The sequence below is a fragment of the Gorillibacterium massiliense genome, from assembly GCF_000455485.1.
GTDB classification, from domain to species: Bacteria; Bacillota; Bacilli; order Paenibacillales; family NBRC-103111; genus Gorillibacterium; species Gorillibacterium massiliense.
Genome location: NZ_CBQR020000171.1, coordinates 1 through 24,635, shown reverse-complemented (window position 1 = coordinate 24,635; position 24,635 = coordinate 1). Strand labels below are relative to the sequence as shown.

The 24,635-nt window shown below is 50.8% G+C and carries 25 protein-coding genes and 1 pseudogene; 7 read left to right on the top strand and 19 right to left on the bottom strand.

The features are described 5' to 3' along the window. Positions 1-11: 11 nt before the first annotated feature. Entirely contained in the window at positions 12-446 is a 435-nt protein-coding gene (locus tag TJ79_RS24275; protein ID WP_155988023.1) for a hypothetical protein, read from the bottom strand. A gap of 169 nt (positions 447-615) precedes the next feature. Here TJ79_RS24275 and TJ79_RS24270 point away from each other — a divergent pair, with 169 nt between their 5' ends. Then, positions 616-990 carry a helix-turn-helix domain-containing protein gene (locus tag TJ79_RS24270; protein ID WP_040952929.1) on the top strand — a complete coding sequence of 125 codons (375 nt, stop codon included), beginning with the start codon at positions 616-618 and terminating at the stop codon, positions 988-990. Between the two features lie 60 nt (positions 991-1,050). Here TJ79_RS24270 and TJ79_RS24265 read toward each other — a convergent pair whose 3' ends face one another. After that, complete coding sequence (locus TJ79_RS24265) at positions 1,051-1,248, bottom strand: hypothetical protein (RefSeq protein ID WP_040952928.1); 198 nt, start codon at positions 1,246-1,248, stop codon at positions 1,051-1,053. A gap of 468 nt (positions 1,249-1,716) precedes the next feature. Further along, positions 1,717-2,073: a HesB/IscA family protein gene (locus tag TJ79_RS24260; RefSeq protein WP_202903368.1), complete on the bottom strand. Its 357-nt coding sequence runs from the start codon at positions 2,071-2,073 to the stop codon at positions 1,717-1,719. A 277-nt stretch (positions 2,074-2,350) separates the two neighbouring features. Here TJ79_RS24260 and mqnE point away from each other — a divergent pair, with 277 nt between their 5' ends. Then, entirely contained in the window at positions 2,351-3,418 is a 1,068-nt protein-coding gene (gene mqnE / locus TJ79_RS24255; RefSeq protein ID WP_420319402.1) for an aminofutalosine synthase MqnE, read from the top strand. 18 nt (positions 3,419-3,436) lie between these two features. Continuing rightward, a pseudogene (locus TJ79_RS24250) lies at positions 3,437-4,496 on the top strand (NAD(P)/FAD-dependent oxidoreductase). Between the two features lie 2 nt (positions 4,497-4,498). On the opposite strand, the gene TJ79_RS24245 reads toward TJ79_RS24250, so the two are convergent. Next, on the bottom strand, positions 4,499-4,753 hold the full coding sequence (locus tag TJ79_RS24245) for a YuzB family protein (RefSeq protein ID WP_040952961.1): 255 nt from the start codon (positions 4,751-4,753) through the stop codon (positions 4,499-4,501). A 70-nt stretch (positions 4,754-4,823) separates the two neighbouring features. Here TJ79_RS24245 and TJ79_RS24240 point away from each other — a divergent pair, with 70 nt between their 5' ends. Next, on the top strand, positions 4,824-5,069 hold the full coding sequence (locus TJ79_RS24240; RefSeq protein ID WP_040952926.1) for a NifU family protein: 246 nt from the start codon (positions 4,824-4,826) through the stop codon (positions 5,067-5,069). Positions 5,070-5,132: 63 nt separating this feature from the next. Here the strand turns inward: TJ79_RS24240 and TJ79_RS24235 are convergent, their stop codons facing one another. The 5 genes from TJ79_RS24235 to TJ79_RS24215 form a co-directional block, all read right to left on the bottom strand. After that, on the bottom strand, positions 5,133-5,921 hold the full coding sequence (locus tag TJ79_RS24235) for an SDR family oxidoreductase (RefSeq protein ID WP_040952925.1): 789 nt from the start codon (positions 5,919-5,921) through the stop codon (positions 5,133-5,135). 67 nt (positions 5,922-5,988) lie between these two features. Further along, on the bottom strand, positions 5,989-6,681 hold the full coding sequence (locus tag TJ79_RS24230) for a Cthe_2314 family HEPN domain-containing protein (RefSeq protein ID WP_040952924.1): 693 nt from the start codon (positions 6,679-6,681) through the stop codon (positions 5,989-5,991). A 243-nt stretch (positions 6,682-6,924) separates the two neighbouring features. Beyond that, positions 6,925-8,697 carry a UbiD family decarboxylase gene (locus tag TJ79_RS24225; RefSeq protein WP_040952923.1) on the bottom strand — a complete coding sequence of 591 codons (1,773 nt, stop codon included), beginning with the start codon at positions 8,695-8,697 and terminating at the stop codon, positions 6,925-6,927. A gap of 75 nt (positions 8,698-8,772) precedes the next feature. Beyond that, positions 8,773-9,699 (bottom strand): COX15/CtaA family protein, encoded by a 927-nt coding sequence (locus TJ79_RS24220; protein ID WP_040952922.1) that lies wholly within the window; start codon positions 9,697-9,699, stop codon positions 8,773-8,775. A gap of 244 nt (positions 9,700-9,943) precedes the next feature. Continuing rightward, positions 9,944-10,297 (bottom strand): thioredoxin family protein, encoded by a 354-nt coding sequence (locus tag TJ79_RS24215; RefSeq protein WP_040952921.1) that lies wholly within the window; start codon positions 10,295-10,297, stop codon positions 9,944-9,946. Positions 10,298-10,470: 173 nt separating this feature from the next. On the opposite strand from TJ79_RS24215, the gene TJ79_RS24210 reads away from it, so the two are divergent. Beyond that, complete coding sequence (locus TJ79_RS24210; RefSeq protein WP_040952920.1) at positions 10,471-11,313, top strand: SPFH domain-containing protein; 843 nt, start codon at positions 10,471-10,473, stop codon at positions 11,311-11,313. Between the two features lie 17 nt (positions 11,314-11,330). Continuing rightward, the gene (locus TJ79_RS24205; protein ID WP_040952919.1) at positions 11,331-11,510 is read left to right on the top strand and encodes a type II toxin-antitoxin system antitoxin; all 180 of its coding nucleotides are present in this window, start codon (positions 11,331-11,333) and stop codon (positions 11,508-11,510) included. A 98-nt stretch (positions 11,511-11,608) separates the two neighbouring features. Here TJ79_RS24205 and TJ79_RS24200 read toward each other — a convergent pair whose 3' ends face one another. From TJ79_RS24200 to TJ79_RS24155, 10 genes are all read right to left on the bottom strand, one after another. Next, the gene (locus TJ79_RS24200; RefSeq protein WP_040952918.1) at positions 11,609-13,084 is read right to left on the bottom strand and encodes a copper amine oxidase N-terminal domain-containing protein; all 1,476 of its coding nucleotides are present in this window, start codon (positions 13,082-13,084) and stop codon (positions 11,609-11,611) included. Between the two features lie 165 nt (positions 13,085-13,249). Beyond that, the gene (locus TJ79_RS24195) at positions 13,250-14,878 is read right to left on the bottom strand and encodes a putative polysaccharide biosynthesis protein (protein ID WP_040952917.1); all 1,629 of its coding nucleotides are present in this window, start codon (positions 14,876-14,878) and stop codon (positions 13,250-13,252) included. A 104-nt stretch (positions 14,879-14,982) separates the two neighbouring features. Further along, positions 14,983-15,708 (bottom strand): ThuA domain-containing protein, encoded by a 726-nt coding sequence (locus TJ79_RS24190; RefSeq protein ID WP_040952916.1) that lies wholly within the window; start codon positions 15,706-15,708, stop codon positions 14,983-14,985. 37 nt (positions 15,709-15,745) lie between these two features. Continuing rightward, entirely contained in the window at positions 15,746-16,225 is a 480-nt protein-coding gene (locus TJ79_RS24185) for a DUF456 domain-containing protein (RefSeq protein ID WP_040952915.1), read from the bottom strand. 10 nt (positions 16,226-16,235) lie between these two features. Continuing rightward, on the bottom strand, positions 16,236-16,994 hold the full coding sequence (locus tag TJ79_RS24180) for a Cof-type HAD-IIB family hydrolase (protein WP_040952914.1): 759 nt from the start codon (positions 16,992-16,994) through the stop codon (positions 16,236-16,238). 12 nt (positions 16,995-17,006) lie between these two features. After that, entirely contained in the window at positions 17,007-18,881 is a 1,875-nt protein-coding gene (asnB, locus tag TJ79_RS24175; protein WP_040952913.1) for an asparagine synthase (glutamine-hydrolyzing), read from the bottom strand. A 367-nt stretch (positions 18,882-19,248) separates the two neighbouring features. Next, a complete protein-coding gene (locus TJ79_RS24170) occupies positions 19,249-21,657 on the bottom strand; it encodes a peptidoglycan D,D-transpeptidase FtsI family protein (protein ID WP_081757137.1) in 2,409 nt (802 codons plus the stop codon). Positions 21,658-21,694: 37 nt separating this feature from the next. Then, a complete protein-coding gene (locus TJ79_RS24165) occupies positions 21,695-22,399 on the bottom strand; it encodes an HAD family hydrolase (protein ID WP_040952912.1) in 705 nt (234 codons plus the stop codon). A gap of 62 nt (positions 22,400-22,461) precedes the next feature. Next, the gene (locus TJ79_RS24160) at positions 22,462-23,613 is read right to left on the bottom strand and encodes a transglutaminase domain-containing protein (RefSeq protein ID WP_081757136.1); all 1,152 of its coding nucleotides are present in this window, start codon (positions 23,611-23,613) and stop codon (positions 22,462-22,464) included. 6 nt (positions 23,614-23,619) lie between these two features. Then, positions 23,620-23,877, bottom strand: coding sequence for a hypothetical protein (locus TJ79_RS24155; protein WP_040952911.1), 258 nt, complete (start codon positions 23,875-23,877; stop codon positions 23,620-23,622). 247 nt (positions 23,878-24,124) lie between these two features. On the opposite strand from TJ79_RS24155, the gene TJ79_RS24150 reads away from it, so the two are divergent. Next, on the top strand, positions 24,125-24,635 hold a 511-nt coding region (locus tag TJ79_RS24150; protein ID WP_040952910.1), incomplete at its 3' end, for an MFS transporter.

Here is a 24,635-nt window from a genome sequence, read left to right as displayed (position 1 = left end):
AGTCGAGAATATTAAGGGAAGGCCATTCGATTTCGACTCGATACCAATCCTGTTTTTCGGTATTGCCGTACCGCGTCCCGATATAATGGATTTTGAGCATTTGCTTCGCGATTAACAAGTCGCAAAAGGTCGATAGGATGGCAAACGTCCGTTTGCAGAACCAAGCGGTATTGGTAGAAGCCTTCCTTAGCCTCGCTCCTTTCAACCAAAATCGCGCAGCCTTTCATATGATGATCAGCAAACATGCCGCCAAGTCCATAGCGAACCTTGTCTCCTACAGGCAGCCTCAAAGGAGTAACAAAAATCATCTCATTCGTCCGAAACTCCACTACACGAATGAGAGCATCCTTTAATTTTACATCCAAAATTCCGACTTTTTCGATTCCCAGCCGGAGGTACAAAGGGAATCCTGATAAAGAGTCACCTGCTCGCTTTATTTTCGACACTTCTCTTCACCTCGGATACAGTTTGTATCATAACCTAGTTTCACTTTACGATACGAAATGTATCTAGTCAAGAGGTTTTGAGTATAAATATAGAGTGGAGTGTAAATTAATGTATTGATATAATATAAATGCATAAATATTAATGCGAAAATCACAGGAGGTATCACGGATGGCTCACAGAGGCGACCGGATCGCACTGCAGCGAGAAAAACGGAGTATGACGCAGGAAGATCTATCAGCGAAATTAGGGATCACACGTGCGGCTCTCTCCCATTATGAAAAAAATCGCAGAGAACCGGACTCTGACACCTTAAATAAGATCGCCGACTTTTTCTCCATTTCCATCGACTATCTTCTTGGGCGTACAGACGAACCGAACCGCGATCTTGAACCGAATATACGAGATTTTGTTGACGATTTGGAACTGTCAGACGAGAAATTGCTGGAGCAGTTTAATTTCACCATTGACGGGAGGAAATTAACGACGGAGGAATCTCGGAGATTTATCGCATTTATTCGGGCGGAACGCTCTATGAGTAAATAATGGGGTTAGAAAGGGCTGTTCTCCGTGTGGAACAAAATCAGCTTGTTGATCGGAATCGATTTAATAACCGGTTCCCGTCATCAGGCTTTTGTTGCGTTGAATCGCTGGCGAGTGAAGATCGAAGAACAGGATATCCGGTTCAGCATGTTCCGTCTCGGCCTCGTTCTCATGGATATTGGTCTTTACCCACTGTTCAAAACGTTCTCGTGAAATGTCGAGGCTCTCAATCAGGCTCTCTACGGAAATGCTTTTCTTCATTAAAACCACGCTCCTGTTCTCTTCATTTGCCTAGATCGACACCCACACAAATCCTTGATACCCTCGTGGAAGTGTCCGGCTGATTCCTTACCACAGAGACCGAATGTTCGGTTTTAACCATAATCAGCAAATCTCAAAACGGTGACATTTATTACTACATTTGATACTCCCATATTATAGCAATGCGTCCAATCCCATGTAGATGGCTATTTTTGTCGAATCAGATTTATTTTCATAGTTTTTAAATCGTGATTATTTTCACTCGTTCGCCTTGATTTTTACTACATTTTTTCGCCATTCACGAACTATTATAATTCATTCAATTTTATATTAATTCGTCATTTTCCAACAAAATATCATGACGAAACAATGAAGTAACCGTTTTCCGTAAAAAAACCTCCCGCATGATTCGGGAGCAGCCGACATGCGAAAGGTTTGGTTTGTTCACAGTTTTGTCATAAATCAGAATTATTCGCAGACCTCGGCTTTTCCGGCATCCTGACGTGTGCGGAAAGACGAGCCGCAACCGCACGTTGCGATAGCATTCGGATTTTCCATCGTGAACCCGCCGCTCATGCCCGAATCTTTGTAATCGATTTTCAAACCATTGATATATTTCAAATCGTCTTGACCCACTGCTACCGTCAAGCCATGAAAGTCAAGGATCGTATCTCCGTCATGCTGCGCATCGTCCACGCCCATCACGTAGGAGAAACCGCTGCAGCCGCCTTCTCGTACTCCAACACGCAGAAACAGCTGGTCATTTTCTTCGTCTGCTAACAGTTCTTTGATTTTAGTTATCGCCGTATCGGACATTTCGATCAATCCGTTAACCCCCTTTAGCTTTGGTTCATTCAGTATACCCCTATTCCATCTGGCTCTCAAGCAGCTTAAGTGATATCCAGGTTGCATCGCTCTTTGAGCAAAATTCAGGCGCCAACTTGCCACGCTTACACCAATAGCCGTTTTTCTTGCTGCTCTCATACAGGGCGTTTATAATAATAATTATAAGTTCCGGCCTTTTCGATTAGAGCTTCCCGGAACAGTTGAAGCTTAAGGAGGTACCATAGTGAGCATCGTCATCCCCACACCAGAAACACAAATGGCTGCCATCGCGGAGAAAGTAGAACATGGACAAAGGCTCTCCCTGGAGGAAGGCCTGTTTTTATATGAATCCGATGATCTATTGTCGGTGGGACAGCTGGCTAACAAAGTAAATCTACGCAAGAACGGCAAAAAAGTTTATTTTATCGATACCATGAGTCTGTACTTCACAAATGTTTGCGAAGCCCACTGCGCCTTCTGCCATTATCGCAGAGACAAGGACGAAGAGGGAGCTTACACCCTCACTCCTGAGGAAATGTTTGAATACATCGATGCGAATATGCAAGAAGGCATGCGGGAGTTTCACATTACCGGAGGTCACAATCCACACGTACCTTTCGAATACTATGTTGGATATGTGAAGGCTCTGCGGGAACGCTATCCTCATATAACGGTAAAAGCCCACACCGCTGCGGAAATCGAGTTCTTTTCCCGGATCAGCGGGTTAAGCTATGAGGGCGTTCTGAAGACGCTGTTGGACGCCGGGCTCGCCACCCTCACCGGAGGCGGGGCAGAAATTCTGTCGGAACGCTACCGCAAAAAAATGGGCGTCGGCAAAGCGACGACGGACCAGTGGCTGGAGGTGCAGCGTACCGCTCACAAGCTGGGCATGAAAACCCACGCCACCATGCTCTACGGCTCTATCGAAACGTTGGAGGAGCGGCTGCAGCATATGATTTACTTGCGGGAGCTGCAGGATGAAACAAACGGCTTCATGGTCTTCATCCCGAATTCCGTTCAACCGGCGACCAAAGAAATGGGCTTAAAACGGCGCGTATCTGCTATGGATGTGCTGAGGACGATTGCAGTCAGCCGGCTGATGTGCGACAACATCCAACATATTAAAGCTTATTTCATTAATATCGGCACGGAGATTACCCAGCTTGCCATGCAGTTTGGCGCGTCGGATATTCACGGTACCATCGTTCAAGAAAGAATTAGTCACTCCGCAGGAGCGCTAACTCCGGAAGGCTTGACCCGCGATGAGCTTGTCTATTTGATCAAAGGAGCGGACCGCATCCCAGTCGAACGGGATACATTCTACAATGAAATTAAAGTCTATTGATCCGGGGGTGTTATTTTCATGAGGAATCTAGTCGTCCTGGGGGGCGGCTACGGCGGTTTAGCTGTCATCGAAGAATTGCTGAAAAATGATCTGCCAGATGATGTGAGAATAATACTTGTCGATCGCATGCCTTATCAAGGCTTGAAAACGGAATATTACGCCCTTGCTGCCGGAACATCGTCGGATATAGAGCTGCGGGCGCCTTTTCCGGAGGATTCACGGGTGACCAAACGATACGGTGAGGTGTCGGATATCGTTCTAGACAACCGGACGATCCATTTTCAAAGCGGCGATCCGCTATCCTACGATTATCTTGTCATTGCCCTCGGCTGTACGGATCAATACCACGGTATCCCCGGGGCTCAGGAATTCACCTGCAGCATTCAATCTTTTTCGTCGACGCGGACAACCTATCGTAATATTGGTGATATCCGCCCCTTTGGGCAAGTCACCATCATCGGCGGTGGTTTAAGCGGTGTCGAACTAGCGGCGGAACTACGGGAAAGCCGGGGGGATCTGAACGTCCGTATCTGCGACCGGGGGGCTAGCATCTTGTCTCCGTTCCCCGCCAAGGCTCAGCGCTACGTCCGGGAATGGTTTCAAAAGAACGATATCGAGATGAAATCGAGAGTTTCGGTTTCCCGGGTCGAACCCGGAACCGTCTATAACCAGGAAGAGCATATCTACACGGATGTAACGGTTTGGACCGCTGGCATTCAACCAAGTCCCGTCGTGCAGCGGCTAAACCTGCCCAAGGATGGCAGCGGAAGGGTTATGCTCAATGATTATCATCAGGTTCCCCTTCATCCGGAACTGTTCGTTGTGGGGGACTGCGCAAGTCTGCGCTTTTCACCCAGCGCACAGGCAGCCATGGCTCAAGGCAACCAAATCGCCGAAGTGCTCCGCGCCATATGGAGCAATGAAACGCCGAACTTGGGAACCATCAAGCTGAAAGGAGTCCTAGGCTCGCTGGGGAAAAAATCCGGTTTCGGCTTGATGGGTGACCGTCGTTGTCGGCATGGTACCCAGGCTGTTGAAAAGCGGAGTGTTATGGAGATCCAAACATCATTTCGGATAAATTTAAAGAGGAAATAGGGTATCCCATTCCTCGATCTCCTTTATCTTTTGCAGAACCAGCTCACGCAGTTCGGGGACTGTCGGAGCGGCGACAATCTCACCGTTAACAAGGACAAAAGGGAACAGATAGCATTCGCCGCAGTTCCCGAGACAGCCGTACTCAATGACATCAACATCCGGGTTGCCTTCCAGTTCTTCAAGCAAGACATCCGTTCCATGGTGCATGTTATTGGTGCAAAATTCGATAATCGGGCGCATGCTTGCTCCTTCCGTTTTCATTTTTCCATAATTGTAATATAATAAATAGACGAAGGAAAGGAGTGATACCATGAGCGATCAAACCCAAATCTCGATGTACGATGAAGTACAGGAAGTTCTCGATAAACTTCGTCCGTTCCTGCAACGCGACGGCGGCGACGTGGAACTGGTCGACGTTGAAGATGGCATCGTCAAGCTGAAATTGATGGGTGCTTGCGGAAGCTGCCCAAGCTCCACCATCACCTTGAAAGCCGGCATCGAACGCGCCTTGCTGGAAGAAGTCGAAGGTGTAGAAGAAGTTGTTCAAGTATTCTAATTGGCTCTCGCCAAGAATAAAGTCTCGGACCGCGATTGCGGCCGAGACTTTTTTTACGTGCGTTTAACTTTTTGATATCCGGTTACTGGAAAGCGAGCGGATCGGATCAAGTCCCCCCGATATATCGATAATATTTCCTGTAAGAAAATCGGAGTGCTGAAGGCAGAGAAAGCCGATCACCCTGGCCACATCTTCTCCGGAACCCGGCCGGCCCCGTGGCGATTCGTCATCCGTCAAGTGTTCCACTTCTCCGATTGTCTTCTCTTTGTTTTCCCCTCGGATGTCACCGGGACAGATCATATTAACCGTTATACCCCGGGAAGCTTCTTCTGCCGCTAACGATTTGGTGAAGGAAACAAGCCCCGTTTTGGCTGCCGCATAAACCGCCCGATGGACCCAAGCCGGCGATTCCGCCGCCTTACCGAAGCCGAAATGCAGTATTCTTCCCCATCCCTGCCGATGCATATACGGGAGGACCAAATGATCCAATTCGATAACACCAGTCAGGTTGCCGCAAAGCAAATATTGAATTTCCTCAATGGAATAATCCGAAAATAACTTTCGCTCACGGATAAAAGGACCCGCATTATTCACAAGCACATCGATCCCACCTAGCGTGGCTGCGCTTTCCTCAACAAGGCGGCGGATATCCTCCGACCGGGTGATATCTGCTTGTACAGCTATGCAGCGAACTCCAGTGCTCATGATCTCTTCACGCAAGATCTCCGCTTCTTCACGGCTATGCAAATAATTAAGAGCAATATCGAAGCCTTGAGCCGCCAAGGTGAGCGCCGTTCGTTTCCCCAACCCTTTGGCACTGCCCGTAATCAGGGCAACCTTCCGTGTCTGCATGACGCACCCCCACCTATAAGATGATTGTATTCCGTCATAATCGTTTCCAGAGTCAGATTAACTTGCATCAGCGAAGAGAAGTAAAGACCACGCTGAGAGAGCGGGTCGCCATTTCAAAGCCTTCCTCTATATCCTTTTGCTTAGCCGAGATATCTTCCAAAGAAATTTTTTCTCCTCTAGCCCGTCCCGCGATTCGCTTCAAATCGTCTTCAAGTTCGCCGTTAACCGCGTGGATTTCCAAATTCCGTTCATGACGCAGCCGCAGCATCGGCTCCTTAAACTGTTCTTTCAGGACCTCCAGCTTATGGGTAAAAGCCGGCGGATTCCCCATCTGCCGCAAGTTATACAGTACGGTGTAATAGGAGAACTTGGGCTTGATCCTATCGGTGCCGATTCCCAAATACTCGTCAAGAAAGCTGCCGAGCTTGTCCAATATGGAGAACAGCCGAATCAGTGCATTTTTGTAAAAGTAGAGATGGCGGTGATAGTGATCCGTTTCCTGCTGGCTCATATCCGCGGCGTATCGGTTGTGAACTTTCTGACAAAACATGCGGCTGGCATAGACGCTCTGCTCCAACTCATCCAAGGAACGCAGAAACCCGCTGGCGAGAACTTCCCTGCGCAGCAGCCTCATATCCGGCCTTTCTTGACCCTCTTCTCTGGCGGCAAGCTTGTCTAGGTAGTGCAGTACTGCATCATTGGCTTCCCGAAAATATTCGGGAACCGTATGCTCAGAATCATCAAACATAAACCGCAGCATGAATGAGAGCCTCCGCTTCCTGTCGGTTTCAGCACCAGTTGAACTTAAGACTGGAACAGTCGGAACGGAGGAACTGCGGACCATTTGAACTTACGGTCGCTGTTGTTTTCGGATTTCCTGATTAGAGCCGGTTTTTCAAGGAATGAAATCCGAAAACAAAGGCGAACGCTACCGCTCCTCCAGTCCAAATGTCCTCCATTCCTCCTTCGACCGTTAATCCTGCAATGGTTCAACTTATATAAATCAGCCCGGAAAATATTCTTTCCAGCGTTTATCAACGGTAGCGACCACATCTTCCCGCGGAAACAGCTCGTCCGGATAACCCGGCTTCATTCGGCAGTCGATGACAAGAGGCAGCTCATAACCGATATGATTGCGCTTCACATGGCTTTTCGCATAGATGTCGGAAGCGGGATTGAACCGGGTAAACACGGTCCAAAGGAATTTCGTTTGACCCTCCGTCGCCGATAGATCATCCGCCAAAATGACAAGAGGCCATTCCGCCAATCTATCGCCTGCCCGATCGACAATTCTTGCAGGAAGCTCAGGGTCAGCTTCATATGCAGAACCGGATACGACAAGGCAACCGCGGCAATAGGGCTTGACTCCCGTTATTCCGCCAACATCTGACAAATCTCTAGCCAAATATTGCCCGGGCAATTCCCGGATTTTTTCTCCGATTCCCAGCATGGTGGCTTTACTGCCGTGGTTCAGCTTGTGACCGGTGTAATCCAGAGTATCATGAGCGGTGTAATTAAAGATGAACAGATCCTGGAAGGGATCAAACCGCTCCAGCACCGTTTCCAGCAGTTCTTTGAAATTCGATAGATCGACGGGCTTATCCGTAACGATGAGAAACTTGGTCAAAGCCAACTGGCCTTGTCCCAAAATACTGAAGGCCCAAGTGATCGCTTCACGCTTATAGCTTTCTCTTACGATAGCAGACGCCAGAGAATGGGCACCGGATTCGGCGTAAGCCCACAAATCCTTAACGCCAGGCATCACGATGGAATACGCCGGAGAAAGCAAGCGCTGTAAAAATTCGCCCAAGTAATAATCCTCTTGAGGCGGTTTGCCCACGATAGTCGCCGGATAAATAGCGTCTTTGCGGTGGAAAACCTTGTCGACATGAAAGACAGGAAAATCATGAACAAGCGAATAATAGCCATAATGGTCTCCGAAGGGGCCTTCCGGACGGCGCTCGTGAGGAGGAACATATCCGCAAATGGCAAATTCAGCTTCGGATACTAAACGATGAGGCCCGCCCAACGGATCATTCGCCACATCAAGCTTTTTCCCGATGATCAGGGATGCTAGCAATAACTCAGGCAGCGCTTCAGGCACCGGGGCGATGGCAGACGCAATCAGAGCCGGAGGCCCGCCGAGAAACACTGTTGTCGGCAGCGGAGCATTGCGTTGTTCTGCTGCATGGTGGTGAAAGCCCCCGCCTTTATGGATCTGCCAGTGCATGCCGGTTGTATGGCCGTCATAGACTTGTACCCGGTACATTCCCAGGTTATGATGACCGGTGTCCGGATGCTCGGTATATACCAGCGGCAAAGTCAGGAAAGGACCGCCATCCTCCTGCCAGCAGGTCAATACTGGCAGCTTGGACAATGGCTCATTCCGATCGCATACCTGCAAAACCGGCGCGGCTGATGTTTGTACCGTCTTCATTCCGACTTTCAAAGCATCCCACATTAAGTCTTTTTGTCCCCAGAGCCCTTTAAAGGTTGGTGGCAGCAAGGTATCGAGCGCACCGACAGCCCGTTTCATAAACTGCTCCGGACGAGGCCCAAAAGCGAGATCCACCCTGCGAGGAGTACCGAACAAATTGGTCACTACAGGAAAAGAGCTGCCCTTTACGTTGGTAAACAGCAGAGCCGGCCCCTCATTTTCGATAACCCGGCGATGGATTTCCGCCAGCTCTAGGTAAGGATCAACCGGTGCGGAGATAACCGCCAGATCATTTTCCCGACGCAAAACATCAAGAAATTGGCGAAGATTCAAATGCATGCATAATTCCCCTTTGTCGACATGTTGTACAGTTCAATAGAGGTTGATTTCGGCAGTATCTGCGCAGCGTTGGTATTAGGCTTTCGAACGCGGCTTAACATCGCGCTTTAATCCCGGATAGAGCGAAACCACAAGATGCGTTTGCTGTGCGAACAAGCCTGCGATGATTAAGATGTGCAGCATCCCTGCGTAGCTGAACCATTCCGTCGCAATCGCCGCCGTCAGCAGCACACCGCTGATGATTTGCAGGACAACGAACAGAACGACATAATTCGAGGTGCGGATCAGATCAGACCGGCCGCTGCGGCGGATCACAATGAGCAGCACAACCAGAAAAATGCACAGCAACAATCCGGCTGTCCGGTGAGCAAAGACTTCTCCCGCGCCTCCCGAAAAATCTGGAATGAGCTTGCCGTTGCAAAGCGGCCAGTCCGTACAGGCTCCCGAGGAATTTGTGTGTTTCACATACGCACCCAAATAGACGACGATATAGGTAAAGATCGCGCTGAGCCAAGCTAACGAGCGAATCGACCCGTTGACACGGCTATTGCTGATCTCTCTTTCCCGAGTGGTATGTATTTCCCTAATGGTTCGATATAACAAATAGGTGGAAGCAAAAGCCATCAGCGAGAACCCGAAATGCAGAGCCATAACCGCCGAGGACTGACTCCAAACAACCGCCATCGCTCCAAGAATCGCTTGAAGCACAGTGAAAAAAGCTGCCATCGTTACATAAAGCCTTGCATCAAACCGGCGGACATAGCGCCATACTGCAAAAAAGGTCACAGCCACCAAGATACCCTCAACGCCGGTGACAGCCCGGTGATTCCACTCAATCAATGATTCCAGCGTATAGCTGGGTACGAATTTGCCGTTGCATAACGGCCAATCATTGCCGCAACCTAGCTCAGAGCCTGTATTAGAAACCAATACCCCCATCATGAGGACGATGAGCATCCCGATACAGGTGACGAGAGAAAGCGACTTAACATACTTGCCCATTACCCATTACCTTCTTCCTAATTCGCTACCGTGTAAAGTAAAAAGTTTCACAAACACGTTCATCCAAGAGATGTTTATCTAGCGGTTTCGTTATAATAGTTATTATAAACGATCTTTCCCCATCTTTGCATCTTTAAACAAAGAAACGCCAGCCACCGACTCTTTTGTCAGACGACTGGCGCTCTTTTTTTGCATAAACCCTCAGCATTTGGAAATTTTCAGGTAGATTCCCTCGATGATCGTCTTACTCTTTCATTCCAGCCAGGGTTTCCGCCACAACAGCCGATTTTTCCAGAAATCCTTCGATTTCTTCACGTGTTTTCCGCAGTTTACTGACGAAGCGGGTCAGTTCCTTCCCTTCGGCAAAGACGATAAAGCTTGGGATCCCTAAAATGTTCAACTGCGTGCACAGTTCCGGAAAATCATCCCGATCCAATTGAATGAAGCTCAACCGATCCTCGTATTTCTTCATAACCTCCGGCATAAACGGATCGATGTAATGGCAATCGGGGCACCAGGTTGTTTTGAATAGAGCAACTGTAGGCTTCTTTGCGGCAATAGCCGAATAGAATTCATCTTCTTCCTTGATTTGTTTCATCATCTTCCGCTCCTTTCATCGTAACGCGGCTTATTGATTGATTGTATAACATGACATGACACTGATTGTCAATTTTGCCGAAATAACCGCTTTTCATTCTCGAGCAATTTTACAATTTTTCCTAAAAGTGATATCATAATGATACTAAATAATAATCAATGAGGTGAATCTTCATGGTGGAAAAAAAGGCTTGGAAGGTCAACGGGTTTCTTGGCTTCCTGATTGAAGCGTTGCTGCTGGGAGGAGGCATTTTTGCTATTGTTCGGGAAGCCACGGTTCCCGCTGTTGTGCTTTTGCTGTTATTCCTCTTTATGCTGACGTCTCTTTCCGTCGTATTCCCCAACCAGGCGAAAGTCGTCACCTTCTTCGGAAGCTACGTAGGAAGTATCCGCGAGAGCGGCATGTGGCTGACCATTCCCTTCAGCGGCCGCAGAAAGATTTCCCTTCGCGTTCGCAACTTCAACAGCATTAAGCTAAAGGTGAATGACATTAACGGCAACCCCATTGAAATCGCGGCCGTCGTCGTTTTCCGCGTCATCGATTCGGCCAAAGCGTTGTTCGACGTTGACAACTACAACAAGTTCGTGGAAATCCAAAGCGAAACCGCGCTGCGGCACGTGGCCAGCAAATATCCATACGATGATTTGAATGGGGACGAACTGAGTCTCAGAGGAAACTCAGATGAGGTATCCGCCGAATTAACCAAAGAATTGCTTGTCCGCCTCGCCGTATCCGGCGTGGAAGTCATCGAAGCGCGACTCACCCACTTGGCTTACTCGACGGAAATTGCCAGCGCCATGCTGCAGCGGCAGCAGGCTACGGCCATTCTCGCCGCACGCCAGAAGATCGTGGAAGGAGCTGTCGGGATGGTGCAGATGGCCATCTCCCAGCTGCAGTCCGAAGGCATCGTCGAGTTGGACGATGAGCGCAAAGCGGCCATGATCAACAATTTGATGGTCGCGATCGTATCAGACCGGGCTGCCCAACCGGTTATCAACAGCAGCTCGCTGTATTGATCGCCCGAGCTTAAACGATGGCAACCAAAAAAAGCTTCCCCCTGCGAATCGATCCAAACCTTTACGAGGCTTTGGAAAAATGGGCAGCGGATGAATTCCGCAGCGTAAACGGCCACATCGAGTACCTTCTTCGGGAAGCCGTCAAACGGGCGGGACGGCTTCCGGGGGCGACCAAGCGGGGGCAGGAGGACGGATAATCTAGCCTCGAAATGCGATGAAACGTGAAAAAGCCGCAACCACGCCGGTGAACCGGCGCTCGTTGCGGCCTTTTTTCATACTCTCGTTTAGGATGCCTCTAAGGCCGAGAAATTTCGATCGATTGATCCTCGCTGTGCCAAATCAATTTGCAGCCAAACTCGGTTGCCAGGAATTTAGCCGGTACAAAGCTGCGTCCGCCGACAGTTTCCACCGGCGCCGCCATCTGGACAGGTTTTCCGTCAACGACAGCCGTGTTGCTTCCCTCTTTCAAGGCGATGACTTTTCCCGAAAGAATGTCGGTAATGACAATCTGTTTATTAACCGCATCCCACGTCACTTCTCCGCCCAGATCCTCGGCAAGCCGAACCGGCACCATGGTCGTCGTTTTTTTCAAGTAGGGGAGCCGCTGATAATTGACTTGCGCGTTAGGCATGACCAATAAGTGCAAATTGACGTCTGTCGCTTTCAAATCGTTGGTAAGAAGCGAATAAAGCGGAGAAGTTGGTTCAAGATTTTTCAAGAAATAATATTGATTAAAGGACGGACCGATCTCGAGAGCTCCTGCAGCATCAATCGGATCCACCTTCACCGTTTGGTTCACATTCCATTTTTCCGAATTCACTTCCAAAATAATGCCGTTCAAGCCTTCCGTTTTATCGGCCGGCAACTTCATGTTTACGGTGATATTCGACTTGCGAATGTCGCCATGACTGTCGACAAATAAGTCCGCGCTCAAGGAAAGGTCATCGTTCAATACCGATTGGACTTCCTCCGCACTTAATTCCTCCTTCAACTGGCTTATGAGATCCGGCAGCTCTCCCTTTGCTTCGGTGTAAGCCTCATCAATAGCGGTAGCCAACTCCTCATCGGAAAGAGTCCCTTCCTCCGCCATCTGCGCGGTGAGAACCAGTTTCATAATGGATTTGAAGGATTCTTCGTCGCTAACCAGATTCGTGATAAAGGTTGTGAGCCAATCCGTCAGTTCACTGCCTTTGATCTCCGCATGGACCTTAGCGCCGAAAACCGATTCGCCGTGAATAGTCGACGACTGCATCGATACGTTAAGCTTTTTCGGATTCGGCATTTGCTTGACCACAAGAGGAATCATTTTCTTATATTGCTCCGTTATGATGCTTGCATCCACCGGAATAGACAATTCCGAACCGATATCCTCGCCAACGGCACCGGAGCTTAGGAGTAGCGGATGTTTCGTCCCCCCCACGTTCGCCAGGACCTGGGTCCCGTTTGTATAGAGCTCAAAAGGAATGCTCACTTTCCCCAATGTCAAAGTACCGGATGCGGAAGATTGGGTTGCATCCGCCACCTTTTGATCCAGCGTTACCGTAATGTCCTTGAGCATATCTACCAGTTTTGCCGCTTCCTCCGGAACGGCCAGAGAATCATCCATCAACAACTGCAGATGAACCGACTCCGTCGACTCGTAGGAATGTACGTCCGTGCTCTTTAAAAGCACGTTGTTTAAATCCACTCCATTTACCGCCTGACAGCCGGCCATAATGGCGACGATCAGACTCAAAAGCAGCCCCAGCCCAAACTTTTTCTTGCGCTTCATCCCGATTCTCTCTCCTTTTACAATGAACTAACCTTTTGGAAAATTATGTACTTTCCTATCATACCATTTGCCTATATGAATCGGATACTCCCAATGATGCTACCGGTAAAAAAACAACCCTTTCGCCGCCGAAGCGGAGAAAGGGTTGTCGGGATGATAACAAATTTATAACCGAACGCCAACCATGCGGGACACCTTTGAGATGAGCCTCTGAACGGAGGCAGGATAGGAGCGGATATCGTCTTTCGTCACGACACGGGTAACTCCCAGCATAAGGGGATACAGCAAGGCGACTGCGCTGCAGACGATCGCCGATTGCAGGAAGAAATCGATGCGATAAGGAATGTGAATCAAATAGTGCACCAGGCTTTCCAGCAGAAAACCGATACCGGAAACGACGGCGATGACCACGCCTAAGCGCAGCCAAAGATCCCGATTAAAGATCCGGTAACCAGGTATGCGTCGTTTTAACGTTCGGTCGTTAAGCCATGCCATCAATATGAAACAGACGGCTGTCCCCATATTGACTCCATAAACACCGATGAAAGGAGCAAAGATGTAGCTGACGGCGATCTTAGCGACTAGGCCGATGATGACATGGCCGACCAACGGCTTCATCGTGCCGATCCCCATCATGATGGCTCCGGAGGTTTGCATCGTCGACTGGAAAATGGATATATAAGTCAGGATGATGACCAAATCCGTGCCCCCCGGGTCACCGAAGGCAAGGGAGTTTAGCGGCCGGGCAGCGGTGGCGACGATAAGCAACATGTACAGACCGGAGAGAATCGCAAGACGCATAGCCCGCTCCGTTTGGCTCGACACCAGTCTCATATCCTTCCTGGCGAAAGACGATGAGATAATCGGGACGATGGATTGGCTAATGGCAATGGCAAGCACAATGGGTAGCCCTGCCAAGGATTGCGCCCGTCCGGTTAATTGTCCGAGAATTTCTTGGGCTTTATCATCGCCGACTTGATTGATGATCAGCGGCTTGATGATAGAAGAATCGATCCAGTTGATGGCGGGAACGGCGCAAGCAAAAAGAACGACGGGCACCGCTACGGCGAACAAGGTTTTGTAGATGCTCTTATACGGAATTTGCGCCGCCCTCCGACGGGCTTCTGCGGACGGGATCAGCCCCGCCGCCCGGTCGCTTTTGCGCATCCGGATAAAGAAATAAAACATCACCACGATGGCGCCGATGGTGCCGGCGACTCCGCCGAAGGAAGCTCCGGTGACCGCCCATGTTTGACCCCAGCCGATGGAGATAAACATGTACGCAAGCAGGATGGCGGTGAGTACCCGCAAAATCTGCTCGAAAATTTGCGACAGCCCGTTGGGCAGCATGTGCTGCCTCCCCTGGAAATAGCCGCGCATGACCGCAGCCAGCGGAAAGAGCAAAAGCGATGGCGCGATGGCGCGAATCGGCCCGACGGCCGACGGATCTTTACTGAACGACGCCTGCCAAGGGGCGTAGAAATAAAGAAACACCGTAAAGATTAACCCGGAAACCAATGCAAACCAGACAGCCGCCTGAAAAATCCGCTCCGCTTCCGCTTCGCGGCCGGTCTCCATCTTTTCCGCCACCAGTTTGGCCACTGCGCTGGGCAGGCCGGCTGTCGCCACCGTAAAGAGAATAAAATAGATGTTGTACGCTATGCCGTATGTACCCATCCCACTGTCGCCCAGCAGATGCTTCAGCGGAATCCGCTGCACCAAGCCGAGAAATCGGGCGACAAACGCTGCCGCCGTAAGAATAAGCGTGCCTTTTATCAATGAGTCCTTGGTCAAGCCGTTCTCCTGCCTTTCTTTACCCAAAACCCTTCTGGATCAAGACCATTAAGCAAGGCCGCAGCTTCCGCCGCGACCTGTGCCCTTTCCCAAGCTCCATCAAGCTACCCTTTTTTAACGATAGCCTCAAGGGGTTCATTGTAGCCGTAAATCGGATTCGCACCGTGCTTGGGAGCCGCCCAACGAATGGCGTTGGCGATGACCTTCAGCACGTTTTTGTCGTAATAGGTGGGATGGGTTTCGTGCCCCGGGCGGAAGTAGAAAATCTTCCCTTGTCCCCGGTGATAGGTGCAGCCGCTGCGGAACACTTCGCCGCCTTCAAACCAACTGACGAACACAAGCTCATCCGGTGCCGGAATGTCAAAATGCTCGCCGTACATCTCTTCTTTTTCCAGTTCAAAATAAAGCCCGATGCCTTCGGCGATAGGATGAGCCGGGTCGACGACCCAAATTCGCTCTTTCTCGCCATACTCCCGCCATCTCAAATCGCAGGAGGTGCCCATCAGCTTTTTAAACACTTTCGAAAAATGGCCCGAATGAAGGACGATCAGCCCCATCCCCTGAAGCACCCGCTGATGTACCCGGTTCACGGTTTCATCGGATACTTGTTCATGCCCCATGTGGGCCCACCAGATCAGGACATCCGTCTTTTTCAGCACTTCGTCCGTGAGTCCATTCTCGGGTTGATCGAGAGTGGCGGTGCCAACGGTAAAATCGCCGCAGGCGATGCCGTCTGCTATGGCTTGGTGGATGCCCTTCGGATAGACGGCGGCTACCAACTCATCCTGGCGTTCATGCAAATACTCGTTCCAAACGGTGACATGGGTCATTTTGAACACTCCTTCAGCTGTTTTCGGTCTGTTATTACTAGATAAGCCAAATGAAGAAGAGCACAATCATGAGTATTTGCAAAATCACCTTGACCACCGCGCTGGAAAAGAAACCAAGCAGAGATCCGATGCCTACCTTAACGGACTGGTTGAAGCTGGCGCCGATCAGCAGCTCACCGGCCATCGCCCCGAGAAACGGACCGAGAATCAAACCGACACCGGGAAAGATAAATGGGCCGATAATGAGACCGATGATGCTGCCCCAGACAGAGGCTTTAGAGCCGCCGAACTTTTTAACCCCGAGTGCGCTGATCAGATGATCACTGACAAAGATCGCAGCAAACAGCATCGTCTGTAACGACCAGAACCAGAAACCGAATGGCTTGAAGCTGATGAAAATACCGTAAACGAAGAATGCGGCGTATACCGCGACGACGCTGGGAAGCACCGGATAAACGATGCCAGCCATGCCAATGACAAAAAGCGCGATGACCAAGATCCATCCAACGACTTCCATATGATCCGCCCTACTCTCCGAAAAGGTATTTTCGAATCACCTGGGCTACGCCGTCTTCCTCATTCGTTGCTGTGACTGCTTTGGCAGCCCGTTTAATATCTTCCTGGGCATTGCCCATGGCGATGCCCAGTCCTACCGATTGAATCATCTGCAAGTCGTTGAGGCTGTCACCGCAGGCGATGACCTCCTCCATGCGGATGTCGAGGAGCTTGCAAACCTCGCGGATGCCGCTGGCCTTGCTGACACCTTTCGGGTTAATCTCGATGTTGCGCAAGTCGGAGTTGCTCAGCTCATAGAGCTCCGCCGACTGCACGATTTTGGTGATTTTGTCCAATTGTTCGGGATCCTCGCTGAAAAAGCCAAACTTGATCCAGGTGAAGTTCTCCAGTTTGTCCACCCAACGTTCCTTATTGAACATGCCTTCGGTGGTGTATGCCCAATACCAGCAATCTTCGGCAATAGCCAAATCGAGAAGCTCACGGATCCATTCCACTTTCATTTCGTGGCGGGTGAGCAGCACGTTCGGCGCTTCCCACACTTCGCCGCCGTTCACCGATACCATCGGCGATTTCAAGCCGAGCTCCTCCACGTAGGGCTCCACGCTAGGAACACCGCGGCCAGTGGCAAACATCACCGTGATGCCGTGTTCAATAGCCTTGGCAATCCACTTGCGGTTTTCCTCGGAAATCTTCTTCTCGTCGTTAAGAAGAGTGCCATCCATGTCAAGGGCGACCAGTTTATATGGAGTTTGAATCTGGTAAGCTGTCATCTCAGATCTCCTTTAAACAGCCGCAAAAGCGCGGCTTGACTCGGGCAGCATGTAGGTGCTGTGCCAAAGGGCAAAGACGTAAATGACCCACAGGCGGCGGGCGTAATCCCCTTGACCGCTCTGATGTTTGGCCAGCATGCTTTCCACGGTGGACAGATTGATGTAGTCGCCGATACCGCCGGCTTCGATTTGCTCCAGCACCGTTTTTCCTTGCGGGCCTCTCAGCCAATCCCGCATCGGAACGGGGAAGCCAAGCTTGGGACGGTCCAAAATAAAGCTCGGAATAATGCCTTCCATTGCCTTACGGAATATATATTTCGTCGTTCCGCCACCCAGACGGTAGTCCACGGGAATTTTTCGGGTGAGCTCGTACAGATCTTTATCCAAAAAAGGTACGCGCAGCTCCAGAGAGTGGGCCATGGTCATCTTGTCCGCCTTCATCAGGATGTCTCCTGGCAGCCAAAGGTTCATGTCAATGTACTGCATCCGGGTGACGGGATCGAGATGGCGGGTTTTCTCATAATATTCAGCTGCGATTTGATAAGGATTCTTGTAAGTACCCAATTTTTCGGCGCCGGTCTTTAGTACGTCCGCCTTCAAGTCTTCAGAGAAGATCTTCGCGTTGCCGATAAAACGTTCTGTAAGGGGCGTTGTGCCTCGCAAAATGTAATTGCGACCGGGAGCGCCGCCGGGGAGGGCCAGAGCCATTTTGCGCAGCAGTCGCTTAAGCGGCGCCGGCATCGTCTCAATGGGCTTCAAGGAGAGAGGCTCACGGTAGATACGATAGCCGCCGAACAGCTCGTCAGCGCCTTCGCCTGAGAGTACTACCGTCACGTGTTCGCGGGCCAGCTGCGCCAGATGGTAGAGCGCGATGGCCGAAGGATCGGCAACAGGCTCGTCCTGATGCCAGATGGCTTTGGGCAAGCTGTCGAAGTAGTCTTTTTGCGAAATGATGCGGTCATAGTGTTGGGTGCCCATGGCATTTGCCGACTCGCGGGCGATGATCGTCTCGTTGTTGGCCCCTTCGAAGCCGACGGAGAAGGTGCGGATCGGTTCGATGCGGCTCATGTGAGCCGCCATGGCGGTAGAGTCGATGCCGCTGGAGAGGAAGCAGCCCCGCTCCACATCGCTGACCAGGTGATGGCTTACCGAATCCATCAGTTTGGCGCGGATTTCTTCTACATAATCGTCGAACTCCCGGTTCTCCGGCTCGAGCATCGGGTCCCAATAGCGGACTTGGGTCATTTTGCCGTCTGCGGTCACTTTTATGTAGTGAGCAGGACGAAGTTTTTGGATACCGGCAAACATCGTGTCCGGTTCCGGAACGTATTGAAAGGTCAAATAGTTCATCAGACCGTCGGTATTCACTTGCCGTTCAATGCCTTCTGCTTCCAGTAGGCTTTTGATTTCGGAGCCGAAAACAAACTGCTCGGAAGAATAGTGATAGTAAAAGGGCTTGATGCCGAAATGATCCCGGGCGCCGAACAGCATCCGTTTGTTCCGGTCCCAAATGACAAAGCCGAACATGCCGCGCAGCATTTTCACGCATTCTTCGCCGTATTCCTCGTACAGGTGAACGATCGTCTCCGTATCGGAATGGGTGCGGAACACGTGTCCCCGGGCTTCCAGGGTCGCACGCAGCTCTTTATAGTTGTAAATCTCTCCGTTGAAAATGATCCAAACCGATTCATCCTCATTGCAAAGAGGCTGATGCCCTTCCCGCAGGTCGATAATCGATAATCTGCGAAAACCGAGGCCGATTCCTCCCTCCGTCAAAAAACCGGAGTCATCCGGTCCCCGATGAGCGATTACATCGGTCATTCGTTTCAGGCTTTCCCGTGACGGCTCCTGACCGTCAAAGCGCATCAAACCAGCGATTCCGCACAAATTATCCACTCTCCATCTATGTTGGTATCCGTATGGATTCTATATAGGCGTATCCATTTTTACGATACACTAGTATACCATACCATTCGCAGAATGAGTAAATATCCAGCCGCAAGACGACAAAATCCACAAAAAAGACGCAATAAGCAGCAGCCGTGACCCACTGGCTTGATCGCGGCTAAGCAGAGAAACAAAAGCCTGCAAAAGTGCACGAAAAAGAAAAACCTGCAAAAGTGCAGGAATTTCGCTCCGGGAAAGAGGAATTGATGATCCGGAGCTGAAATAACCTGATCTTTTGCAGGATTTCGATCAAGGGTAAAGCCTTCAGCGACAGGCAGCCGGATCTTCGGTGGCAAAAGCGGCGGCGCTAGTTACCACCCGCTGGGGTGCCGGCGTCTCCGGCAGCCGGTTGATCGCCGCCGGTTTGGTCCGGCTGGCCTCCCGCATTACCGCCAGTCCCGGCCGTTTGGCCGGCTGGTATCGCTTCATCCTTTTTCTGGTTGCCGTTGGAATTGGCGGTGCCATTATTCTTCGGCTTGTCGCTTGGCTTCTGGTTATCTTTTTGGGTATTGCCTTTTTGGGTTCCAGTGCCACTAGAATTACCATTTTGCTTCGTATCGCCTGTTGCCGCCTGCCCAGTCCCCGTCGTTCCGTTTGCCGTAACCTTGCCGTCTGTGCCCGTAGTTCCTGTCGTATCGGTAGATTCCGTTTTCGGCCGCGGCGTCCCGGTTAAACCGATGTACTCGTCGTAGGCATCGTAAATTTTCCTAGCGATAGGAGCGGCGCCGTACCGGCCGTAACCGCCTTCCGGCACAACGACAGCGATGGCGAGCTTCGGCTTATCGGCAGGAGCGTAGCTGATGAACACCGCGTTCTCGATGGTCTTCCCGGCGATGGAAGACTCAGAGGTCCCCGTTTTTCTCTTCACCGCATAAGGGAAATTTTCAAAGCCTTCAATGCCGCTCTCCATCCCGTCATAAAGCACTTTCCAATAGGAATCGGGGAACTCCACTTCATTCAAAACCGTCACATTGTCCCGCCAAGTCGACAGCACTTGATTGTCCGCCGTCGTGATGCGGTCGACAAACAGCGGCTTCATCCGTTTGCCGTGATTCGCCAGCATCGAAACATACTGAGCCAACTGCAGCGTCGTATATTTGCCCATTTGACCGAAGGAAGACATCACCATTCGGGTTTGCGCCGTCCCGGCCTTCGGATTCAGATAGTCGGCAATTCCTTTGCTTTCGTAAGGAAGCCCGCTTTCCGTCGACACGCCCAAACCGAACTGCTTCATATACGAATCCCAAACTGCGGCAGAATCTGTATTCGGCCGCTTGTACAGCTTATCTCCAATCATGGCGGCCATGAATGTGTTAGAGGAATGCTCAATAGCAGTGGCAGGAGTGAGCAACCCGTAGCTGTGCCCTTCCGAGTTGCGGATTTTACTGTTGTCCTTGCCGTAGAGGAAGGTCCCCGAATCAGCGTAAGTGCTCCACGGAGTAATCAATTTCTCCTGCAAGCCGACTAATATCGTCAGCGGCTTGATGGTCGAGCCCAACGGCACCAATGAGCTGGGATGCTTGCCTACCTTATCGTCGGGCAAGTCCGCGTACCGCTCCTTGATGGTACCGTTAGGGTAACGGTTGAGGATCTCCCGCAGCTTCGACGACGTCAAATTATACCAGGAAGACGGATTGTAGTCCGGCATGCTGGCCATGGCGACGATCCGCCCCGTATCCACTTCCATCGCTACCGCGTAACCGGCGACGGCTTCCTTTCCATCCACCCAATATTTCGACGTAGAGCTCTGCAATTTTGCCAAATGCTCGGTGATGGCGTTTTGCGCCGCCAACTGAACGTTTTTGTTGAGGGTCAAATAAAGGTTGTGGCCTTTTTCCGGATAGGTGATTTCCGGTTCGCCGCGGATCTCATTTTTGGCGTTAACAGGATATTCCTTCTTGCCGTTTTCGCCGCGCAGCTCGTCCTGGTACATGAATTCAAGGCCGTCGATCCCGACATATTCTTCACTCTGATAATTGTTTTTAAAATCGGTTAAGTCCTTTTTGGAATCCTCTTGCTTGCTCTTATAGAATCCCCCGACTTTGTCGTCCATCGTGATCGCCCCTTTAAAGGGCTTCATGTAGCCGACCATTTGGGCAGCCACCTGCTTGGAATCGTCAGGCTCGTAGGTGCGGACGGTTTCCTCTGAGATATCCATGCCCGGGAATTCATCCCGGTGCTCGGAAATATAGGCGATTTCCTTCTCGTTCAAATCGGAACGAATACGCCGGGGCCAATAACCGAAGCCTTTAACCGTGCGCTTCTCGCCTGTATACGTTTTTTCAGTGTCCATCAGTTCGAAAATTTCCTGGGCTGTCAGCTTCTGCTCCGGCTTGTCGCTGTATTTAGCGAACACCTCGGCCAGGTTGTTGGCGATGTTCACCTGTTCCTTCCACCGGTCCGTGGAGGATTGGTCTTTGGAGGTGGGCAAAATGGTATAGAACAGCGTCTGAGTGGAGACCGTCCAAGCGATGGGTGCGCCGCTCATATCATAAATGTTCCCCCGCACCGGGGGAATGATATATGGCTTTTTCTCGTATAGCGCCTTCTGGGCTTGCAAAACCGGCCCTTGGACAAACTGCAGGTAGGCAAGACTGACAATGAGCACGGAGAACAGCAGAAAGGTAACCAGGAAGAACATATTGATACGCACGGAAAAATACCATTTCCTCTTCCCTTCTTGCTTGTTCGCGTCGTCCAAGTCGTGTGTCGACATGCTTCTTCTTCCCTTCCTGTATAAAAATCAGACGGATTTACGTCAGCTCATTTAGCGAGTGAATGCTTCCGTCGGCTTGGTAGGTATAACGCGATATTTTCACGGCATCCATTCCTACCTGGGCAGGAGCCCATATATCATTATTTTCGTGGTCTCCTACATAGAGTACATCTTCCGCGGCCAGTCCGGTTTGCTCCAGAGCCAAGCGGAAAATCGCCGGATTCGGCTTTTCCAAACCCACTTCAGTAGAGACGATAACGGCATCGAAATAGTTCATGATTTCTTTTTCCCGCAAAATGGTCGCAAGGGTCGGCGCGAAATTGGAGATAACCGCCATCCGCAGGCCGAGGGAACGAAAACGCTCCAGATTCGCCTTGACATCCTCAAACAACTGGTAATGTTTCGGATCGATAAATTCATCGTACAGCTCGTGGCAGACGAGATAAATTTCTTCTTCGCTCCACTGCTCCCCGGCTCCGAGGCGGTCCAAAATAAACCGGTAAAGGTCCATCCAGAATTTTCGGTCCGATTCAGGCGAGCACACCTGCTCAGGGTTTAACTGCTTGCCGTAATAGAACAGATTGAACGCTTCGTCCAGCAACTGGCCGACATGCTGTTCATCATTATGGAATGACTTCAATGCAAGGAACTGGCTGAACAAAATTCTTGCTTCCGGAATGGTCAAAAGAGTATCCCCTGCGTCAAAAAAGACGGCTTTATAGCCGGATAACGGTTTTCGCATGGTGCAGCTCCTCGTTCTATTATGGCGGACCCGCCGATCCAGGGGGCCGGTGTCTTTCGCTATTAGGCCGATTCTTTAATATGGGTCTTCTCAAAGCCCGGCGGGTTGAACCAATTGCCGCCGCTTGATACCCAGGTGGAGTCAAGGGGAATCCAGTGGTCTCCATCTACCTTCACTTCGTTCCAAGCATGCGGTCCGTAGCCTCCCTGCCCGTCATAACCGAGCCCGGTGACGACACGGACATCCAATCCGACAGCCTTCGCCATAACGGCATACAGCCGGGAGTAATCGATGCATACGCCTTTCTTGGAGGCAAAGGTTTCTTCCGGCGTCTGCTCTTTCCATATTCTTTGCTTCATGTAGAGATTGTACTTATCCCAATCGTATTGAACCCGGGTTCCGATGAAGGAATATAAGGAGCGGGCTTTCTCCTCCGGAGTGGAATCGCCTTTCGTCACTTCCAAGGCGGCCGCTGCGATATTATCGGGGATGTTCGCATCCAACACTTCATAGCGGCGCTGCAGAATACCGGCGAACTCCTCTTGTACTTGCCGAGAAAATACGGGCAGACGATCCGTCACCCATTTCCCAGTCACCGGTTCGATGATTTCATTGGCTCCCTTTTGGTAGAGAGATGAAGACTGAATATATCCGGCAATAGGCGAGTTTGGAAACACAGTCGCGCAAACGAACAGCAAAGCGATCATCGCCAGCGCACGCCCCATGCCGGTCAATCCGCCAACGAAAGCCCCGGTGATGCTGCTTAGCCACCGCCTGGCAGGAGAACCTGACTGATTCCCCACCTTTTCATACGTCCGGATGGAAGTAATACGAACGGTTACTGCATTCAGGATCATTTTCACGATCATGTAGGCCAACAGAAAGAGAAGGCCCGTACGCAACAACGTAAAGTCCCGCAAGCCGGTCACAAAAGTATAATAGCCGCGGCTAAAGACGTCCAGTTCGACGGCGGGAATTTTAATGTTCCGCGAGACGAGCCAACTTTGAAGGAGCGGCGAACAAGCCTTTGCCGCAAGCCAGGCCATTAATATGGCCGCCAAAGTAAAGACCCCTTCAATGACAGCCCGGATAAACTGGAGCGCCGAACCGGATGCACCCTTGCCGGCGCCTTGTAAAATGGAAGCAGCTAATATGATGACAAGCAGAGCCGAAATAGCATTAACATCTTTCGCAGCTTCCAGTAAATCCGCCAAGTTCAATCACCCCCAGAGCGGAAAATTGGGAACCAGCGCAACACTCAAATTGCTGTCCATGTGATAGGAGGTGGGAACGAGATTTTTTGCATTTTCCAGCTCGTCCTTGTACTGGTAACCGTAATAAAGCACTGCAGCTGCAATCACAACCACCAGAATCCACTTAACCGCAGTTTTAACCAACTTCACGATCAGGAACAGCACAATCACTGCGATCACCGCTACATACCAGCGGTCTTGTAGAAAAGTCGTCCATTGATCCATCGGATGCTACCTCCAGCTCTACCAAACAGGTATTGGGAAAAAACCTATACCTATTCATCATACAACATACGGCCCCGCCACTTCATCCGTTTTTTGCAGGAAAAGTCGATCTCCCTATGAAAATGGCTCTGCCAAGGCTTTGCAGATAGACCATTCCGGCCATTTCCCCCGGCATGTTCCTCGTTCTAGCGCCTGTCCTGCCCGCGTATACGTAGTACGAGTACACTGCCCTTGGAGGTGCCGGAAGATGAAAACGGCCATCTGGCTTTATCTTTTCATGTTTGTCGCTTTGTTCGATCTGCATGCCCAATACCCGATTTTATCGCCCTTCGCCTTATCCATCGGCGCTGCCCCCTCTTTTATTGGACTCATTATGGGGGTATACTCTCTAACCCACCTGCCGGGAAATTTGCTGGCGGGAGTCGGCGTAGACCGGTACGGCAGCAAGCGGTTCATCGTAATCAGCCTCATCGGTTCGGGAGTCATTCTGCTGCTTCAATCGAGGGTGAGCAATCCCTGGCAACTTCTGGCCATCCGCTCCATCAGCGGCTTTGTTCTGGCTTTTCTTTCTCCCGCTTGTATGGCGATGTTAGCCAAGATGGGCAAGGACCGGTTGCAACAAAGCCGGCTTATGGCCGGCAACGGCTTGGTGCATACGCTCGCCTCCGTCGTTTCGCCAGCTGCCGGCGCCTTTCTGGTGGCGAAAATCGGGTTTACCGCCTCTTTCACAGTACTGGGCTGGGGACTGATCATCACAG

Excerpts from the sequence above, each read along its gene's own strand:
- TJ79_RS24270 (WP_040952929.1), top strand. The coding sequence starts at position 616 with ATGGCTCACAGAGGCGACCGGATCGCACTGCAGCGAGAAAAACGGAGT.
- TJ79_RS24265 (WP_040952928.1), bottom strand. The coding sequence starts at position 1,248 with ATGAAGAAAAGCATTTCCGTAGAGAGCCTGATTGAGAGCCTCGACATT.
- mqnE (WP_420319402.1), top strand. The coding sequence starts at position 2,351 with ATGGCTGCCATCGCGGAGAAAGTAGAACATGGACAAAGGCTCTCCCTG.
- TJ79_RS24245 (WP_040952961.1), bottom strand. The coding sequence starts at position 4,753 with ATGCGCCCGATTATCGAATTTTGCACCAATAACATGCACCATGGAACG.
- TJ79_RS24240 (WP_040952926.1), top strand. The coding sequence starts at position 4,824 with ATGAGCGATCAAACCCAAATCTCGATGTACGATGAAGTACAGGAAGTT.
- TJ79_RS24235 (WP_040952925.1), bottom strand. The coding sequence starts at position 5,921 with ATGCAGACACGGAAGGTTGCCCTGATTACGGGCAGTGCCAAAGGGTTG.
- TJ79_RS24230 (WP_040952924.1), bottom strand. The coding sequence starts at position 6,681 with ATGCTGCGGTTTATGTTTGATGATTCTGAGCATACGGTTCCCGAATAT.
- TJ79_RS24225 (WP_040952923.1), bottom strand. The coding sequence starts at position 8,697 with ATGCATTTGAATCTTCGCCAATTTCTTGATGTTTTGCGTCGGGAAAAT.
- TJ79_RS24220 (WP_040952922.1), bottom strand. The coding sequence starts at position 9,699 with ATGGGCAAGTATGTTAAGTCGCTTTCTCTCGTCACCTGTATCGGGATG.
- TJ79_RS24215 (WP_040952921.1), bottom strand. The coding sequence starts at position 10,297 with ATGAAACAAATCAAGGAAGAAGATGAATTCTATTCGGCTATTGCCGCA.
- TJ79_RS24210 (WP_040952920.1), top strand. The coding sequence starts at position 10,471 with ATGGTGGAAAAAAAGGCTTGGAAGGTCAACGGGTTTCTTGGCTTCCTG.
- TJ79_RS24205 (WP_040952919.1), top strand. The coding sequence starts at position 11,331 with ATGGCAACCAAAAAAAGCTTCCCCCTGCGAATCGATCCAAACCTTTAC.
- TJ79_RS24200 (WP_040952918.1), bottom strand. The coding sequence starts at position 13,084 with ATGAAGCGCAAGAAAAAGTTTGGGCTGGGGCTGCTTTTGAGTCTGATC.
- TJ79_RS24190 (WP_040952916.1), bottom strand. The coding sequence starts at position 15,708 with ATGACCCATGTCACCGTTTGGAACGAGTATTTGCATGAACGCCAGGAT.
- TJ79_RS24185 (WP_040952915.1), bottom strand. The coding sequence starts at position 16,225 with ATGGAAGTCGTTGGATGGATCTTGGTCATCGCGCTTTTTGTCATTGGC.
- TJ79_RS24180 (WP_040952914.1), bottom strand. The coding sequence starts at position 16,994 with ATGACAGCTTACCAGATTCAAACTCCATATAAACTGGTCGCCCTTGAC.
- TJ79_RS24170 (WP_081757137.1), bottom strand. The coding sequence starts at position 21,657 with ATGTCGACACACGACTTGGACGACGCGAACAAGCAAGAAGGGAAGAGG.
- TJ79_RS24165 (WP_040952912.1), bottom strand. The coding sequence starts at position 22,399 with ATGCGAAAACCGTTATCCGGCTATAAAGCCGTCTTTTTTGACGCAGGG.
- TJ79_RS24155 (WP_040952911.1), bottom strand. The coding sequence starts at position 23,877 with ATGGATCAATGGACGACTTTTCTACAAGACCGCTGGTATGTAGCGGTG.